This window comes from Bradyrhizobium sp. ma5 (assembly GCF_042258955.1).
Taxonomy (GTDB): domain Bacteria; phylum Pseudomonadota; class Alphaproteobacteria; order Rhizobiales; family Xanthobacteraceae; genus Bradyrhizobium.
The window spans coordinates 2,973,711-2,989,663 of the sequence record NZ_CP170156.1 but is presented as its reverse complement, the minus strand read 5'-3'; the positions used below and the strand labels follow the sequence as shown (position 1 = coordinate 2,989,663).

The following is a 15,953-nucleotide window of genomic DNA, read 5'->3' as shown; positions in this document are numbered from 1 at the left end:
CGGCCCTTCTACGCGCCGGACCGGAGCGACACAAGCATCGCGGCCTTAGCAATTGTGCGAGGGGCGGAATATGCGGCATGCGCGGGACACAGGCCGCTGCGCGGGGCGTGGATGGACCGTTGACGGGCCTTGGTTCGATGGCGCATCAAGACCGTAACGATTTCGGGAGGAGACATCAGACATGGCCGAGCCCGCGCGCGCGAAACCAAAGCCGACACCTGAGACCCAGCATTTCTGGGACGGCACCAAGGCCGGCGAACTGCGCCTGCAGCGCTGCGACGCCTGCGCCAATGTCTACTTTCCGCCGCGCCCGTTCTGCCCCTCCTGCGCCTCGCGCAAGGTCTCAATCTTCAAGGCCAGCGGCAAAGGCAAGCTCTACAGCTACGTCATCAACCATCGTCCCGCCGCGCCCGGCTTCACGCCGCCTTATGCGATCGCCATCGTCGAGCTCGACGAGGGTCCGCGGATGATGAGCAACATCATCGATTGTCCGCAGACGCCGGAAGCGCTCGAGCTCGACATGCCGCTCGAGGTCGCCTTCGAGGCCCTCGACGACAAGATCACCCTTCCTTTGTTCCGCCCGGCAAAGGGGTAATGTGATGCGCAGGAATCAGGTTGCCGTCGTCGGTGCGGCCGAAACCACCGAACTCGGGGTCATCCCGAACATGTCGCAGATCCAGCTGCACGCGGACGCGGCGCTGAATGCGATCGCGGATGCCGGTTTGAAGCTGTCCGACATCGACGGCTTCGCCACCGCGGTCGAGACCCCGCAGCAGATGGCGCACTATCTCGGCATCACCCCGACCTGGGTCGACGGCACCTCGGTCGGCGGCTGCTCGTTCATGCTGCATGTCCGCCACGCCGCTGCCGCGATCGAGGCCGGCCTCTGCAAGACCGTGCTGATCACCCATGCCGAGAGCGGCAAGTCGATGATCGGCAAGCAGCCGCGCTTCACCGCACCCGACAGCCTCAACGGCCAGTTCGAGTCGCCGTTCGGCGTCTACGGGCCGCCGAGCATGTTCCCGATTCCGGTGCTGCGCTTCATGAAGACGCACGGCATCACGCATGAGCAGCTCGCGATGGTCGCCGTCGTGCAGCGCGAATGGGCGGCGAAGAACCCGCGCGCGACCATGAAGGATCCGATCACGGTCGCCGACGTCCTGAACTCGCGGATGATCGCCTATCCGTTCCGGCTGCTGCAATGCTGCCTCGTCACCGACGGCGGCGGCGCGCTGATCCTCACCTCGGCCGATCGCGCCAAGGATTTCCCGCAAAAGCCGGTCTACATTCTCGGCACCGGCGAGAGCGTGGAGACGCCGATGGTCAGCCAGATGAAGACCTTTGACTCATCGCGCGCCTTCAGGGTGGCGGGCCCGTTGGCGTTCAAGGAGGCCGGCATCGCCCACAAGGACGTCGATCATCTGATGATCTACGACGCCTTCGCGCATCTGCCGCTCTATGGCCTCGGCGACCTCGGCTTCATGCCGCATGAGGAAGCCGGCAAGTTCATCGCCGACGGCAACACCCGCCCCGGCGGCAAGCTGCCGCTCAACACCAATGGCGGCGGGCTGAGCTACATGCACTCCGGCATGTACGGCATGTACGCGCTGCAGGAGAGCGTGCGACAGATGCGCGGCATCGCGCCGGCGCAGGTGCCGAATGCGAAGATCTCGGTCTGCCACGGCGTCGGTGGCATGTTCGCCGCGTCAGGCACCATCATCTTTACGAACGAGAAGTAACGCCCGTCGTTCCGGGGCGCGCGAAGCGCGAACCCGGAACCTCGAGATTCCGGGTTCGATGCTGGCGCATCGCCCCGGAATGACGGACAGCAAACCAGGAGAACCCACATGGCAAAATCACTGCAGGATAAGGTCATCATCGTCACCGGCGCGGGCCGCGGCATCGGCCGCGAGATCGCGCTGCTCTGCGCCGCGGAAGGCGCCAAGGTCGTGGTCAACGATCCCGGCGGCGCCGCCGACGGTGGCGGCTCGAATGCTGCGCCCGCTGAGGAAGTGGTAGAGGAGATCAAGAAGCGCGGCGGCACGGCCGTTGCCAATCTCGAGTCGGTGGCGGAAGCGATCCCGGCCAGCAAGATCGTGAAGACCGCGACCGATCATTTCGGCCGGCTCGACGGCGTCGTCAACAATGCCGGCATCCTGCGCGACATGATCTTCCACAAGATGAGCGTGGAAGCCTTCGAGGCCGTCATCAAGGTGCATCTGATGGGCTCGTTCTATGTCAGCCACGCTGCGGCGCGCATCTACCGCGAGCAGGAATCAGGCTCGTTCGTGCACTTCACCTCGACCTCCGGCCTGATCGGCAATTACGGCCAGGCCAACTACGCCGCCGCCAAGCTCGGCATCGTCGGCCTGTCGAAGTCGATCGCACTCGACATGGGCCGCTTCAACGTCCGCTCGAACTGCGTGTCGCCGTTCGCCTGGACCCGGATGATCGGCACCATCCCGACCGAGACCGACGCCGAGAAGGCCCGCGTCGAGAAGATCAAGCAAATGGGCCCGGAGAAGATCGCGCCGGTCTGCGCTTATCTGCTCTCGGACGCCGCCAAGGACGTCACCGGACAGATCTTCGGCGTGCGCATGAACGAGATCTTCCTGTTCGGCCAGCATCGTCCGGTGCGCTCGGTGCACCGCGGCGAAGGCTGGACGCCCGAGACCATTGCGGAACACGGCATGCCGGCGCTGAAGGGATCGTTCGCCAAGCTCGACCGCTCGGCCGACGTCTTCACCTGGGATCCGATCTGAACTGATCCGATCTGACAGTTTTATGAAAAGTCGCCTCGGCGAAACCGCCGGGGCGACACACTCCTTGGTTGTTTCTTCATAACGCGCCCGCATTGTGCCCGAATTGCCGGCGCATGATCGTCCTCCCGATAACAAAAAGCCTGGGAGGACTTTCGTGACAAATCCAAGCAACACAGAGCAACACGAGAGCGACGGCGCGAAGGCGTTCGACCGTCGAACCATTTTGCGCGGCGCAACCGCGCTTGCTGCATCTGCGATGGCCGCATCCGATGCTGCAGCGCGCGACTATGGGCGAAATGCAGAGCCACAGCGTTATCCTGACCCCGACATCGTCGTGATCGACGACAAACGCTTCAAGGCCAAGGTCGGCAACACCGCGATCAAGCGGCTCTACACCGGCTGCCTCTGGGCTGAAGGTCCAGCCTGGAACGCGCAGGGCCAGTATCTGGTGTGGAGCGACATTCCGGCCAACCGGCAGTTGCGCTACCTCGACGATGACGGCCATATCTCCGAGCAGTTCCACAAGCCGTCGAACGAGGCAAACGGCTCGACCTTCGATTTCGAGGGCCGACAGATCACAGCTGAGCGCACGCGACTGGTGCGTTACGAGCACGACGGAACCGTCACCTCATTGGCCGAGCAGGCCAATGGCAAGCAGCTCAACGGGCCGAACGACATGGTCGTGCATCCCAACGACAAGTCGATCTGGTTCACCGATCCCGGATACGGCGCGATCTCGATCTATGAGGGCCAGCGCGCCAACACCGGCTCGAACCAGCCCTACCAGAAGGAGGCCGTCTACCGCATCGACGCTGCGACCGGCCAGATCACCAAGGTCGCCGACGAACCGTTCAAGCCGAACGGCATCGCCTTCAGCCACGACTACAAGAAGGTCTATGTCTGCGACACCGGCATCACGCACTACCCGAACGCGAAGAACATCGTCTGGCAGTACGACCTCAACGGCGACAAGCTCTCCAACCCGCGCACGCTGATCGACATGACGCTGGACGGCAAGTCAGGCTTCCCTGACGGCATGCGTGTCGACATCGACGGCAACATCTGGGTCGGAGCCGGCTGGGTCGGACCGGGCTATGACGGCGTGCAGGTGTTCGCGCCCGACGGTGCACGCATCGGCCAGATCCTGCTGCCGGAGACCTGCGCCAACCTCACCTTCGGCGGCAAGAAGCGCAACCGCCTGTTCATGACCGCAAGCCAGTCGCTCTACGCGGTCTATGTCGAGACCAGAGGCGCACACAACTGTTGATCTAACCGTCGTCCCGGCCTAGTGCGCGATTGCGCACGGGGCCGGGACTACCACCGCTGTGGATTGTCGAAGAAAGCTGGGGCCCAAACCGTTCACGGCACGACCAGTCGTGGTTATGGGTCCCGGCCCCGTGCGCAAATCGCGCACTAGGCCGGGACGACAGCGTGGCTAGCCGCTGTTCCTCAACCCCGCCGAGATCCCGTTGATCGTGATCTGAATCCCGCGCAGCACCTGCTCGTCGGGGTTCTGCGCGCCGCGGTGCTCCTTCAACAGCTCCACCTGCACGTGGTTGAGCGGATCCATGTACGGGAAGCGGTTGCGGATGCCGCGTTCCAGCAGCGGGTTGCCCTGCAGCAGCCGGTCGTGACCCATGATGTCGAGCAGCGTCTCGATCGAAAGATGCCACTCGCGGCGGATCTGGCCAAAGATCTTCTCGCGCAGCGCAACATCAGGCACCAGCTCGGCATAGCGCGAGGCGATCGCGATCGAGCTCTTCGCCAGCACCATGTCCATGTTGGAGAGCAGCGTGCGGAAGAACGGCCATTCCTTGTAGAGCTCCTGCAGGAACGGCATGCCCTGCTCCGGGTGCTCGGCAATCCAGGTCTCGACCGCGCTGCCGAAGCCGTACCAGCCCGGCAGCATCAGCCGGCATTGCGCCCAGGAGAACACCCACGGAATCGCACGCAGGTCCTCGATCTCGCGGGTCTTCTTACGCGAGGCCGGACGGCTGCCGATGTTCAAGGTCGCGATCTCGTTGATGACGGTCGAACCCCAGAAATAGTCGGCGAAGCCTTCGGTCTCGTAGACGAGACCGCGATAGGCCTTGAACGCAAGCGCGGAAATCTCCTCCATCGCCTTGAGATATTCGGGGCGCGGCGCGCTCTGCCGCGGCTGCAGCAGGCTGGTTTCCAGCGTGGCCGCGGCGAGGATTTCCAGGTTGCTGCGGCCGACCTCGGCATTGGAATATTTCGAGGAGATGATCTCGCCCTGCTCGGTGATGCGGATCTGGCCGTTCACTGCGCCGCCGGGCTGCGCGATGATCGCGTCATAGCTCGGGCCGCCGCCGCGGCCGACCGAGCCGCCGCGGCCATGGAACAGGCGCAGCCGCACGCCGTGGCGCTCGAACACCTCGACGAGGCCGATCTCGGCCTTGTAGAGTTCCCAGCCGGAAGTGACGAAGCCGCCGTCCTTGTTGCTGTCGGAATAGCCGAGCATCACTTCCTGCACGCTGCCGAGACTGTCGACCAGCTTGCGATAGTCGTGCAGCACCAGCATGCGGTCCATGATGCCGCTGGAGGCCTGCAGATCCTCGATGGTCTCGAACAGCGGCACGATGTTGATGGCGCTGCGGCCGGACGGATTGACCAGCCCGACCTCCTTCAGCAGCACCGCGACCTCGAGCATGTCGGACATGCCCTTGCACATCGAGATGATGCATTGAGGGATCACTTCGGGGCCGAACCTGGCGTGGGCCTCGGCCGCGGCGCGGAACACGGCGAGCTCGCTCTGGGTCTCCTCGGAATATTTGACGAAGGGCGAAGCCAGCGGCCGCGCGTTGCGCAATTCGCCGAGCAGCAGGCTGACGCGCGCATCCTCGCCGAGCGCCAAGTACGACGTGCCGGGATTTGCAGTGTCGAGCAGCTCGGCGACGGTACGCTCATGCACCGCCGAATTCTGGCGGACGTCGAGCCGCGCCAGATGGAATCCGAAGCAATCCACCGCCCGCCGCAACTGCCGCAGCCGGCCGCGCGCGATCACCCCGGAATTGTTCGCGATCAGCGAGCGATTGAGGACGTCGAGATCGGCCTGGAATTCCATGACGCTCGCATAGGGCTCGGCCTTGCCCACCGGCGGCCGCGTGGTTTCGACCTCGAGCCGCATGGCAGTCGCTGCGAGCCGCGCATAGATCCCGGATACCGCCAGACGATACGGCTCGCCGCTGCGATGCGGCGAGGTGTCCGGCGAACGCTCGGCCAGGATGCGCAATTCGTCCGAGACGTCGGCGAGGTGCGCCGCAAGCGACAGCTCGGCGCCGAGCGTATGCAACTGTTCGAGATAGAAGCTGAGCACCCGGCTCGACTGCAGCCGCAGCGTGCCGCGCATCACCTCCGCGGTGACGAACGGATTGCCGTCGCGGTCGCCGCCGATCCAGCTGCCCATCCGGAGGAACGAGGCGAGCTCGCCCGCCTCGCCGCCCTCCTTGTTCAGCCGGTCCTCCAGCGCGCAGTGCACGCGCGGGACCTCCTGCAAGAAGGTGTAATCGTAGAACGACAGGCCGTTGGCGACCTCGTCGAGCACGGTCAGCTTGGTCCGGCGCAGCAGGTTGGTCTGCCACAACGTCACGACCGCGCGGCGCAGCTGCTCGTCGCTGGCTTCGCTCTCCTCCGGCGTCATCTGCAGCCGCTCGCGGCGGTCGAGCAGGTCCGCGATCTCCATCTCGCGGTCCATCGTGCTCTTGCGGCGGACCTCGGTCGGATGCGCGGTCAGGACCGGGCTGACCAGCGCATTCTTGAAGAAGCTGCGCAGATCGGCCGGGCTGATGCCGGCCTGGCGGGCATGCACCAGCGTCTGCTCCAGCGTGCTCGGGCGGGGCGCCCCGCCGGGGCCGCGGCTGCGCATCTGGCGGATATTGTTCTGGTCCTCGGCAATGTTGGCGAGGTGGGAGAAATAGCTGAAGGCGCGGACGATCCGCAGCGTCTCGTCGATCGACATGCCGTCGAGGATGCCTTCCAGCTCCCGCCGCGCCAGCTTGTCCTCGTCGCGGTGGAACCGGACCGAGGTCTGGCGGATGCGCTCGACCAGGTCGAACACGCCGGCCCCCTCCTGGTCGCGGACGGTGTCGCCGAGCACGCGCCCCAGCAGCCGGATGTCGTTCCGGAGCCGTGCATCCTCCTCCTGTGCCGCCTTCTCTGCGGCACTCCTGGCACCGTTGTCGGTGTCGGAAGGCATGGTCTGGGGTGACATGGCGGGCTACTCCAGAGGCTGCCGGGTTCCTCCGGAGTGTGCGCTTTTTTTGCCGCAGCGCAAGATGAACTTGGAAGCGGTGCACACACACCCATGTCGTCCCGAAGGCTGGGACCCATAACCACAAGTAGCGGTTTTGCGCGAAGCTGCGGCCCCTGCCGGCCATAGCCACGAACGATTGCGGCGATGGGTCCCGGCGTTCGCCGGGACAACAGCAAGTTTGCGGCCCTAGATCCTCCGTCCCGCCTGCTCCCAATACGGATCGCGCAGCCGGCGCTTGAATATCTTTCCGGAATCCTCGCGCGGCAAATTGGTCTGGATCTCGATGTGCTTGGGCACCTTGTAGTCGGCGAGCGCGGTCTTGAGCTGGGCGCGGACCGAGGCGATCTCGAGCGTCACGCCCGGCTGCGGCTCGACCACCGCCATCAGCGCCTCGCCGAACTCGGCGTCGGGAATGCCGAACACCGCGCAGTCGTGCACACCGGGCACCGCATGCAGCACGGCCTCGATCTCGGCCGGATAGATGTTGACGCCGCCCGAGATCACCATGTCGCGCTTACGGTCGCAGATGAAGACGTAGCCATCCGCGTCGATATAGCCGACGTCGCCCGAGGTGATGAATCCCTGCCGGTCGATCTCGGCGCGCTTCTCCGACTTGTTGTGATAGGTGAAATCGGGATTGCCGGCGATCCGCGAATAGATCTCGCCGATCTGTCCCTGCGGCACCTCCTTGCCGTCGTCGCCGATGAAGCGAAGCTCGGCGCCGGGCGAGATCTTTCCGACCGTACCGGGCTTCTTCAGCGCGTCCTCGGAATTGGCGAACGTCACCGCACCTGACTCGGTCGATCCGTAGAATTCGTAGATCACCGGTCCCCACCATTCGATCATGGCGCGCTTGACGTCGGGCGGACACGGCGCGGCGGCATGGATGATGTGGCGGAGCGACGACATGTCGTACTTCCGGCGCACCTCCTCGGGCAGCTTCATCAGGCGGATGAACATCGTCGGCACCATGAAGATGGTGTCGATCTTCTCGCGCTCGATCAGCTGCAGAAATTCCTCCGCGTCGAAGCGCGGCATCAGCACCAGCGCGCCGCCGAGCCTGCCCGAACGCAGCCCGAAGGAATTCGGCGCCGAATGGTAGAGCGGTCCCGGCAGGATCGCGCGCGCGCCCGGCTTCAGACCGTAGATCATCCCGCGCATCGCTTCCGCATTGGCGGTCTGTTCCGGCGTCGGCGCGAAACGGCGCACCCCCTTCGGATGGCCCGTTGTGCCAGAGGTGTAGATCATGTTCTGCGGCTGCGGCACCACAGGGCCATCATAGCGCGGGAACTGCGCCAGCCAGGATTCGAAATCGATCGCGAAGTCGGGTGTCGCGAGATGATCGGGATTGATCTTGTAGTTGGCGAGGATTTCCGGCGGCGTCGGCACGCTGAGCACGGTGACGTCATCCGGGATCGCGCCGCGCAACGGATGCAGCATGTCGGCATGGCCGATCAGGACGCGCGTGCCGGAATCCGTCAGCACGTAGTTGATCTCCTCCGGCTTGAAATGCCAGTTGACCGGCACGCCATAGGCGCCGAGCCGCATCGCTGCGTAGGCAGCCTCGATGAAGGCGATGTCGTTGCGCATCAGCATGCAGACGCTGTCGCCCGGCTTGACGCCGAGCTTGTTCAGGCCGCTGGCGATGCGCTCAGTGCGCTCGGCGATCGCAGCGTGCTCGCGCCGGCGACCGCCGCTGACGATACCGAGAAAGGGTTGGGACGTTTCCATTTGTCGCTGTCCGATCTGTCGTCGGGTTAAGTCGTCATTCCGGGGCGATGCGCAGCATCGAACCCGGAATCTCGAGATGCTAGGACTGGTCCTTCGGACCATCCCGGAATGACGGCGTTGCGTCTACCCAACATCCGCAAACCTTGGCGCACGCTTCTCCAGATTGGCGCGCACCGACTCGTTCTGGTTCGGGCTGCCGAGCAACTTCTGCTGCTCGGCGGATTCCGCGAGCAGCGCGGCCGCCGGATCGACCGACAGATTGTTCAGCATCCGCTTCGCGGCACGGATCGCATCCGGGCTCTTGCCGGCGATCTCGCGCGCGACCTCGAGCGCGGCGGCGCGCGGATCGTCACAGACGCGGGTGGCGAGGCCGTAGCTCTGTGCTTCCTGCGCCGAGAAGATCCGGCCGGTATAGGTGAGCTCGCGCAGGATATCGTCGCGCACGAGGCTTGCGAGGATCGGCGTTCCCGCCATGTCGGGGACGAGGCCCCATTTGATCTCCATGATCGACATCCGCGCGTCCTGCGAGAGGAAGCGCATGTCGGCACCGAGCGCGAGCTGGAAGCCGCCGCCAAACGCGACGCCGTGGACCGCGGCGATCACCGGCACCGGAAGCTGGCGCCAGCCCCAGACCGCCTGCTGCGCGAAATTGGCCTTGCCATGGGTGCGGTTGGTGAGGTCGCGGTTCTCGCCGCCCGGCACCCCGTTACCGCCATCCTTCATGGCGGCGAACCGCCCCATGTCGAGGCCGGCGCAAAAGGCCCGTCCCTCGCCGGACAGTACGACGACCCGAACGCCCTTTTCCTTGGAAAGCCGGTCGGTTGCAGCGACCAATGCCTCGAACATCGCGGCATCGAGCGCGTTCATCTTGTCCGCCCGCACCAGGCGGACATCGGCGATACCGTCTGAAATCGATATCGAAACGCGATCTTCCATCATTCCCTCCGCTTGGTCCTTGAGTTGGCGCTTTACACAAAGGCCGTTGTCCGCTTTTAGTCAATCGACCAATTAACTGACAACCCCCGTGGAGGAAACGATGTTCTCTGACCAGCTTCTTGCCGGGCGGCGCATACTGGTAACTGGTGGTGGCACCGGCCTTGGCAAGGCCATGGCCACGCGGTTCCTGCAGCTCGGAGCCGAGGTGCATATCTGCGGCCGCCGCAAGAGCGTCTGCGACGAGACCGCCACCGAATTGATGGCCGAGCATGGCGGACGCGTGGTCAGCCACGGCGTCGATATCCGCAACGCGATGGCGGTCGACGAGATGATCGAGTCGATCTGGACCACCAGCGGTCCCCTCACCGATCTCATCAACAACGCCGCAGGCAATTTCATCTCGCGGTCGGAAGAGCTCTCCGCGCGAGGATTTGATGCGGTGGCCAACATCGTGATGCACGGCACCTTCTATGTGACGCATGCAGTGGGCCGGCGCTGGATCGCCGGCGGGCATCGCGGCAACGTGGTGTCGATCACCGTGACCTGGGTGCGCAACGGCTCGCCCTATGTGGTGCCGTCGGCGATGAGCAAATCGGCGATCCATGCCATGACGATGTCGCTCGCGATCGAATGGGGCCGCCACGGCATCCGCCTCAACACCATCGCGCCCGGCGAGATCCCGACCGAAGGCATGAGCAAGCGCATCAAGCCCGGCGACGAAGCCGGCGCGCGGACCAAGGCGATGAACCCGATGGGCCGGGTCGGCACCATGGAGGAGCTGCAGAACCTCGCCGTGTTCCTGATCTCCGGCGGCTGCGACTGGATCAACGGCGAAACCATCGCCATGGACGGCGCGCAGGCGCTGGCAATGGGCGGCAATTTCTACCAGCTGCGCGACTGGAGCGACGACGACTGGACCAAGGCGCGCGACTCGATCAAGGCGCAGAACGAGAAGGATCGCGCGGCGCGGGGTTGAAGCGACAGCTCGCGCCTCGATTCCAGCTGTCGTCCCTGCGAAAGCAGGGATCCATAACCACGTCTTGAAAACATCGAGCGCGCTGGGGCCGCAGCGCAGCTGACAACTCGATCCTGTGGTTATGGGTCCCGGGTCGCGCTTCGCTTGCCCGGGACGACACTGTGGATCGATCGTGCACCACTCCCCGTATTGTCTTTGCTGCCGGATGCCGCCACACTCCGCGCAACCAAAACAAGACGTCCCGGGGGAAACATGTCCGACGCGCCGAAACTGAGCAACCTTGCCGACATGGTGCGCGACCGCGCTAAAGGTCGCGGCGATGCGCTGGCCTATGAGTTCGAGGGCCGGCAAACCAGCTTCGCCGAATTCGACACGAACACCAACCGCGTCGCCAACGCGCTGATCGCGATGGGCATCAAGAAAGGCGAGCGGATCGCCTATCTCGGCAAGAACAGCGACTTCTATTTCGAATTGTTGATGGGGGCGATGAAGGCAGGCGTGGTGATGGCGCCGGTGAACTGGCGCCTCGCAGGCCCCGAGGTCGCCTTCATTGTCGACGATTGCAAGGCGCCCGCCCTGTTCGTCGGCCCCGAATTCATCACGCAAGCGCGCAACATCAGGGACAAGCTGCCGAGCGTCCGCACCGTCATCACGACCGAGGGCGGCGCGCCGGAATGGCCCGACTATCTCGCCTGGCGCGACGCGCAGAGCGGCGACGACCCGCGCGTTGCGATCGAGCCCAAGGACATCGCGATCCAGCTCTACACCTCGGGTACCACGGGCAAGCCGAAGGGCGCGATGCTGTCGCACGCCAACTTCCTCAACCTCGTGCAGAGCGGCAATGAGGCCGAGAAGCCGGAATGGAACCGGTGGACCACCGACGACGTCTCGCTGGTCGCGATGCCGATCTTCCACATCGGCGGCTCCGGCTGGGGCGTGATGGGGCTCTATCACGGCGCCCGCGGCGTGATCGCCCGCGAGTTCGACCCGACCAAGGTGCTCGACTTCTTCGAGCAGTCCGGCATCACCAAGCTGTTCATGGTGCCGGCGGCGATGCAGTTCGTGGTGCGGCAGCCCCGCGCGCGGCAGGTCGACTTCTCGCGCCTGAAATACATGCTTTACGGCGCCTCACCGATCCCGGCGGCGCTGCTGAAGGAATGCATCGAGGTCTTCAAATGCGGCTTCGTGCAGATGTATGGCATGACCGAGACCACCGGCACCATCGTCGCGCTGCCGCCGGAGGACCACATCGAGGGGCTCGACCGCATGCGCTCCGCCGGCAAGGCGCTGCCCGGCATCGAGCTCGCGATCCTCGATCCGGACGGCAAACCGCTGCCGCCCGGTGAAGTCGGCGAGATCGCCACCCGCTCCGGCTCCAACATGGCCGGCTATTGGAATCTGCCCGAGGCCACCGCGCGCACCATCGATAGCGACGGCTGGCTGCGCACCGGCGATGCCGGCTACATGGACCGCGACGGCTATCTCTACATCCACGACCGCATCAAGGACATGATCATCTCCGGCGGCGAGAACATCTATCCGGCCGAAGTCGAGAGCGCGCTCTGCGACCACCCGGACGTGGCGGAAGCCGCAGTGATCGGCATCCCCGACGACAAATGGGGCGAGGCGGTGAAGGCGGTGGTGGTGATGAAGCCGGGCAAGAGCGCGACGGCGACCGACATCATCAACTTCACCCGCGAGCGGATCGCGGGATTCAAGACGCCGAAATCGGTCGACTTCATCCCGGCGCTACCGCGCAACCCGTCGGGCAAGATTTTGCGACGAAATTTGCGCGATCCGTACTGGGTGGGGAAGGACCGGCAGGTGAACTAGCCTCCCCTGTCGTCCCCGCCAAGCGAAGCGCGAGCCGGGACCCATAACCACCGTTGCTCATTGTCTAGCGACGCTGGGGCCACATCTCGTTCAAACAATAGCCAACTGTGGTTATGGGTCCCTGCTTTCGCAGGGACGACGCGGGAGGGAGTGTCGCGCCTCACGTCTTCTTCATTCTCTCCCGCAAGACCCGCCAGCGCTCCTGCGCCTCTTTCGGCCAGACCTCTCTCCGATCGTAATACTCGGCGAACACCTTCGCTGCGGGCGGGAACGTCACCCACGGCTGCTTCGACGACGTGAAGATGTGGACATCGGGCGGGCACCGGCTCGGATCATCCAGCGTGCCGACGCGAACGAAGCGCACCGCCGCTCCCGAGCCCGGATAGTTGCTCCAGACCGCGACCTTGCAGCGCGGGCAGCGCGCGATCTTCTGGCCCTTGCCGCTCGCCGATGGCGTGTCCACGATCTCGGGCTCGGCCGCGATGTGCGCGACCCGCTCGGCCTCGTACATCGCGTTGAGCGCATGCACGGTGCCGGTCTCGCGCTGGCACCAGGTGCAGTGGCAGGCGTGCATGATCAGCGGCCTGCCGGTGAGGCGGTAGCGGACGTTTCTGCAGGTGCATCCACCTTCCATGTCGTGCCGCCTCTGCGATTAATGCGTCAATGCTTGCCGGCGCCCATGTAGCCGAACAGGAAGCCCGCCACCTTGCGCTTCTGGATCTCCTCGCTGCCTTCGGTGATGCGATAGCGGCGGTGATGGCGATAGATATGCTCGAACGGCTTGTGGCGCGAATAGCCCATGCCGCCATGCACCTGCATCGCGCGGTCGGCGGCCTCGCAGCACAGCCGGTTTGCCCAGAAATTGCACATCGAGACCCGGTCAGACAGCGTGTGCTCGACCTGCGCCTGGGTGAGCTGGTCCATTTCCCAAGCGGTCTTGCGGATCAACAGCCGCAGCATCTCGGCCTGGGTCGCAAGCTCGACCAGCGGCCACTGGATCGCCTGGTTCTCCGCCAGCGCCTTGCCGAACGGCTTGCGCTCGCGGGCATACTTGACGCTCTCATTGATGCAGTAAACCGCAGCGCCGAGCGAGCTTGCCGCCTGACGGATGCGGTTCTCATGGACAAAACATTGCGCCAGCGACAGGCCGCGGCCGACCTCGCCGAACTGCGCATCCTCCGGCACGAACACGTCAGTGAAGCTGACGCGCGGATGATCGGTCGGCATGTTGAAGGTCCACATATACTCCTCGACCTTCACGCCGGGCGACTTCGCCGGCACCAGGAAGCAGCTGATGCCGCGCGCGTCGCCGTCATTGCCGGAGGTGCGGGCAAACAGCGCGCAATGCGTCGCGACATGCATGCCTGTGGTCCACATCTTCTCGCCGTTGATGATCCAGCCCTTGACGTTGTCGCGGGTCGCCGGCACCGCCTTGGTTTCCATATGCGTGGCGTCGGAGCCATGCTCGGGCTCGGTCAGGCCGAACGTGATGCGGTACTTGCCGGTGATCGAGCCGTCGATCATCGCCTTCTGCTCGTCGGTTCCATAGCGATCGAGCATGGTGACCAGCGGAAGATTGCCGACGATCGAGTGCTCGTTCTGCAGGTCGTTGTGCAGGCCGAGACCTTTCGAGGCAAAATGCTCGCGGATCACCGCCATCCAGAGATTGGAGCCGTCCTTGCCGCCGTAACGCTTCGGGATCGCGAAGCGCAGGTGGCCGGCGGCATCCGCCAGGTTCTTGACCTTGCGCAGCAGCAGTTCCCATTCATGGCGCGGCAGGCCGCCCTTGTCGAAATCGGTGCGCGCCCATTCGCGGCGATGATCGAAGAAGCGGATGTTGTCGTCAGCCGCTTCCAGCGGCTTGACCTCGCGTTCGATGAAGCGATCGAGCTCGGCGAGATAGGCTGTCAGGTCAGCCGGTAGATTGAAATCCAAGGCGGTCACTCCCGAAGATATTGTTGATTCTGGTTTTGCGTTTAGACGCTATCGCGTAGCCGCGTTCGGATCGATTAAGGTGAGAAGCACGCCGCCAAGTCAAGCAGGCCGGTGACGCTTGCGCGCGCGGTCGCGTTGCGTAATTGGATGGCACGGAACGAGGCGCAGGCGGTAGGATATCAGCCATATTCTTCGCCGCAGAAAATCGACGGGAGCAAACATGGATCTGAAATTCTCCAAGGTGACGCGCAAGGGTCCCATCACCATCGTGACGCTGTCGCGGCCCGAGGTTTATAACGCGCTGCATATCGACGCGCATTTCGAGCTCAACAAGGTGTTCGACGACTTCTCCGCCGATCCCGAGCAGTGGGTCGCGATCGTCACCGGCGCCGGCGACAAGGCGTTCTGCGCCGGCAACGACCTGAAATGGCAGGCCGCCGGCGGCAAGCGCGGCTGGGACAAGGGCGGCTTTGCCGGCCTGACCAGCCGCTTCGACTGCGACAAGCCGATCATCGCCGCCGTCAATGGCGTCGCAATGGGCGGCGGGTTCGAGATCGCGCTGGCCTGCGACCTGATCATTGCATCGGAGAATGCCACCTTCGCCCTGCCCGAGCCGCGCGTCGGCCTTGCGGCACTCGCTGGCGGAGTCCACCGCTTGCCGCGCCAGATCGGGCTGAAGCGCGCCATGGGCATGATCCTGACCGCGCGCCATGTCAGCGCCAAGGAGGGTCTCGAGCTCGGCTTCGTCAACGAGGTGGTGCCGCAGGGCGAAGCCCTCGCCGCAGCCGAGCGCTGGGCCGAGACCATCGCCAAGAACTCGCCGATGTCGATCCGCGCCTCCAAGCAAGCGATCCAGAAGGGCCTCGAAGTCTCGCTGGAGCAGGCGCTGGCCGAGCAGCGCGAATATCCGGCGGTGAAGGCGATGGCCGCCTCGCAGGATTACATCGAGGGCCCGAAGGCGTTTTCGGAGAAGCGCCCGCCGAAGTGGCTGGGGCGGTAAACGCTCTCTCCTTCCGTCATTCCGGGGCGTCGCGAAGCGACGAGCCCGGAATCCATAACCAACATCGTGAGTATGGATTCCGGCCTGCGCCTATCGGCGCATCCCGGAATGACGAACTTGGATATTTGCTACACCTTATTCCCCAGTTCCCTCTTGTACGACGCGTAGTTCGGCTGATCGACCGCGAGCTTGTCCATCGTGGTCTGCCAGAGATGTTCAGGCAGCCCCGGCGTCTTCAGATCAACCTCGCCGCCTGCGATCTTCTCCGAGAGCGCGCGGTTGAGCTCCATCAGCGTGCCATCCGTGTCGAGCAGCGCCTTCAGCCGCGCGGCCTCGGTCGCATCGCCGGCCTCGGCAAGCACGAGCTGCCGCGTCACCAGATCGAGCGCGTTGATGCCGACGCGCAGCTTGAAGCTGTTGTGCCCCTTGATCGCGGGTGCGATCTCGTTGCGCAGGAAATCGGCGACGGCCTTGATCAGTTCAGTGGGTGTCGGTTCGTCCTGCATC

General features: G+C 64.6%; 13 protein-coding genes. 7 read left to right on the top strand and 6 right to left on the bottom strand.

Features of this window, described 5'->3' with window-relative positions; genetic code table 11:
• Positions 1-181: 181 nt before the first annotated feature.
• The 4 genes from ACE103_RS13725 (at position 182) to ACE103_RS13710 (ending at position 4,029) form a co-directional block, all read left to right on the top strand.
• Positions 182-595 (top strand): Zn-ribbon domain-containing OB-fold protein, encoded by a 414-nt coding sequence (locus ACE103_RS13725; protein ID WP_298369889.1) that lies wholly within the window; start codon positions 182-184, stop codon positions 593-595.
• Positions 596-599: 4 nt separating this feature from the next.
• Positions 600-1,739, top strand: a complete 1,140-nt coding sequence (locus ACE103_RS13720; RefSeq protein WP_375779856.1) for a thiolase — start codon at positions 600-602, stop codon at positions 1,737-1,739.
• Between the two features lie 108 nt (positions 1,740-1,847).
• Complete coding sequence (locus ACE103_RS13715; protein WP_375779855.1) at positions 1,848-2,762, top strand: SDR family oxidoreductase; 915 nt, start codon at positions 1,848-1,850, stop codon at positions 2,760-2,762.
• Positions 2,763-2,916: 154 nt separating this feature from the next.
• Positions 2,917-4,029 carry an SMP-30/gluconolactonase/LRE family protein gene (locus tag ACE103_RS13710; RefSeq protein ID WP_375779854.1) on the top strand — a complete coding sequence of 371 codons (1,113 nt, stop codon included), beginning with the start codon at positions 2,917-2,919 and terminating at the stop codon, positions 4,027-4,029.
• A gap of 168 nt (positions 4,030-4,197) precedes the next feature.
• On the opposite strand, the gene ppc is transcribed toward ACE103_RS13710, so the two are convergent.
• The 3 genes from ppc to ACE103_RS13695 form a co-directional block, all read right to left on the bottom strand.
• Positions 4,198-6,993 carry a phosphoenolpyruvate carboxylase gene (gene ppc / locus ACE103_RS13705; protein WP_223970980.1) on the bottom strand — a complete coding sequence of 932 codons (2,796 nt, stop codon included), beginning with the start codon at positions 6,991-6,993 and terminating at the stop codon, positions 4,198-4,200.
• A gap of 228 nt (positions 6,994-7,221) precedes the next feature.
• Complete coding sequence (locus tag ACE103_RS13700; RefSeq protein WP_375779853.1) at positions 7,222-8,766, bottom strand: acyl-CoA synthetase; 1,545 nt, start codon at positions 8,764-8,766, stop codon at positions 7,222-7,224.
• 123 nt (positions 8,767-8,889) lie between these two features.
• A complete protein-coding gene (locus ACE103_RS13695; RefSeq protein WP_375779852.1) occupies positions 8,890-9,702 on the bottom strand; it encodes a crotonase/enoyl-CoA hydratase family protein in 813 nt (270 codons plus the stop codon).
• Positions 9,703-9,802: 100 nt separating this feature from the next.
• Between ACE103_RS13695 and ACE103_RS13690 the strand changes: the two genes are divergently transcribed.
• The gene (locus ACE103_RS13690) at positions 9,803-10,678 is read left to right on the top strand and encodes an SDR family oxidoreductase (protein ID WP_298369876.1); all 876 of its coding nucleotides are present in this window, start codon (positions 9,803-9,805) and stop codon (positions 10,676-10,678) included.
• A gap of 252 nt (positions 10,679-10,930) precedes the next feature.
• Positions 10,931-12,511 carry a fatty acid--CoA ligase gene (locus ACE103_RS13685; RefSeq protein WP_375779851.1) on the top strand — a complete coding sequence of 527 codons (1,581 nt, stop codon included), beginning with the start codon at positions 10,931-10,933 and terminating at the stop codon, positions 12,509-12,511.
• A gap of 160 nt (positions 12,512-12,671) precedes the next feature.
• On the opposite strand, the gene ACE103_RS13680 is transcribed toward ACE103_RS13685, so the two are convergent.
• Both ACE103_RS13680 and ACE103_RS13675 read right to left on the bottom strand, forming a co-directional pair.
• Positions 12,672-13,145 (bottom strand): GFA family protein, encoded by a 474-nt coding sequence (locus tag ACE103_RS13680; protein WP_375779850.1) that lies wholly within the window; start codon positions 13,143-13,145, stop codon positions 12,672-12,674.
• 26 nt (positions 13,146-13,171) lie between these two features.
• Complete coding sequence (locus ACE103_RS13675) at positions 13,172-14,446, bottom strand: acyl-CoA dehydrogenase family protein (protein WP_375779849.1); 1,275 nt, start codon at positions 14,444-14,446, stop codon at positions 13,172-13,174.
• Between the two features lie 220 nt (positions 14,447-14,666).
• On the opposite strand from ACE103_RS13675, the gene ACE103_RS13670 reads away from it, so the two are divergent.
• Positions 14,667-15,446, top strand: a complete 780-nt coding sequence (locus ACE103_RS13670) for an enoyl-CoA hydratase-related protein (protein ID WP_097670526.1) — start codon at positions 14,667-14,669, stop codon at positions 15,444-15,446.
• Between the two features lie 128 nt (positions 15,447-15,574).
• On the opposite strand, the gene ACE103_RS13665 is transcribed toward ACE103_RS13670, so the two are convergent.
• Positions 15,575-15,952: a DUF6285 domain-containing protein gene (locus tag ACE103_RS13665; protein ID WP_375779848.1), complete on the bottom strand. Its 378-nt coding sequence runs from the start codon at positions 15,950-15,952 to the stop codon at positions 15,575-15,577.
• Position 15,953: the final 1 nt, after the last annotated feature.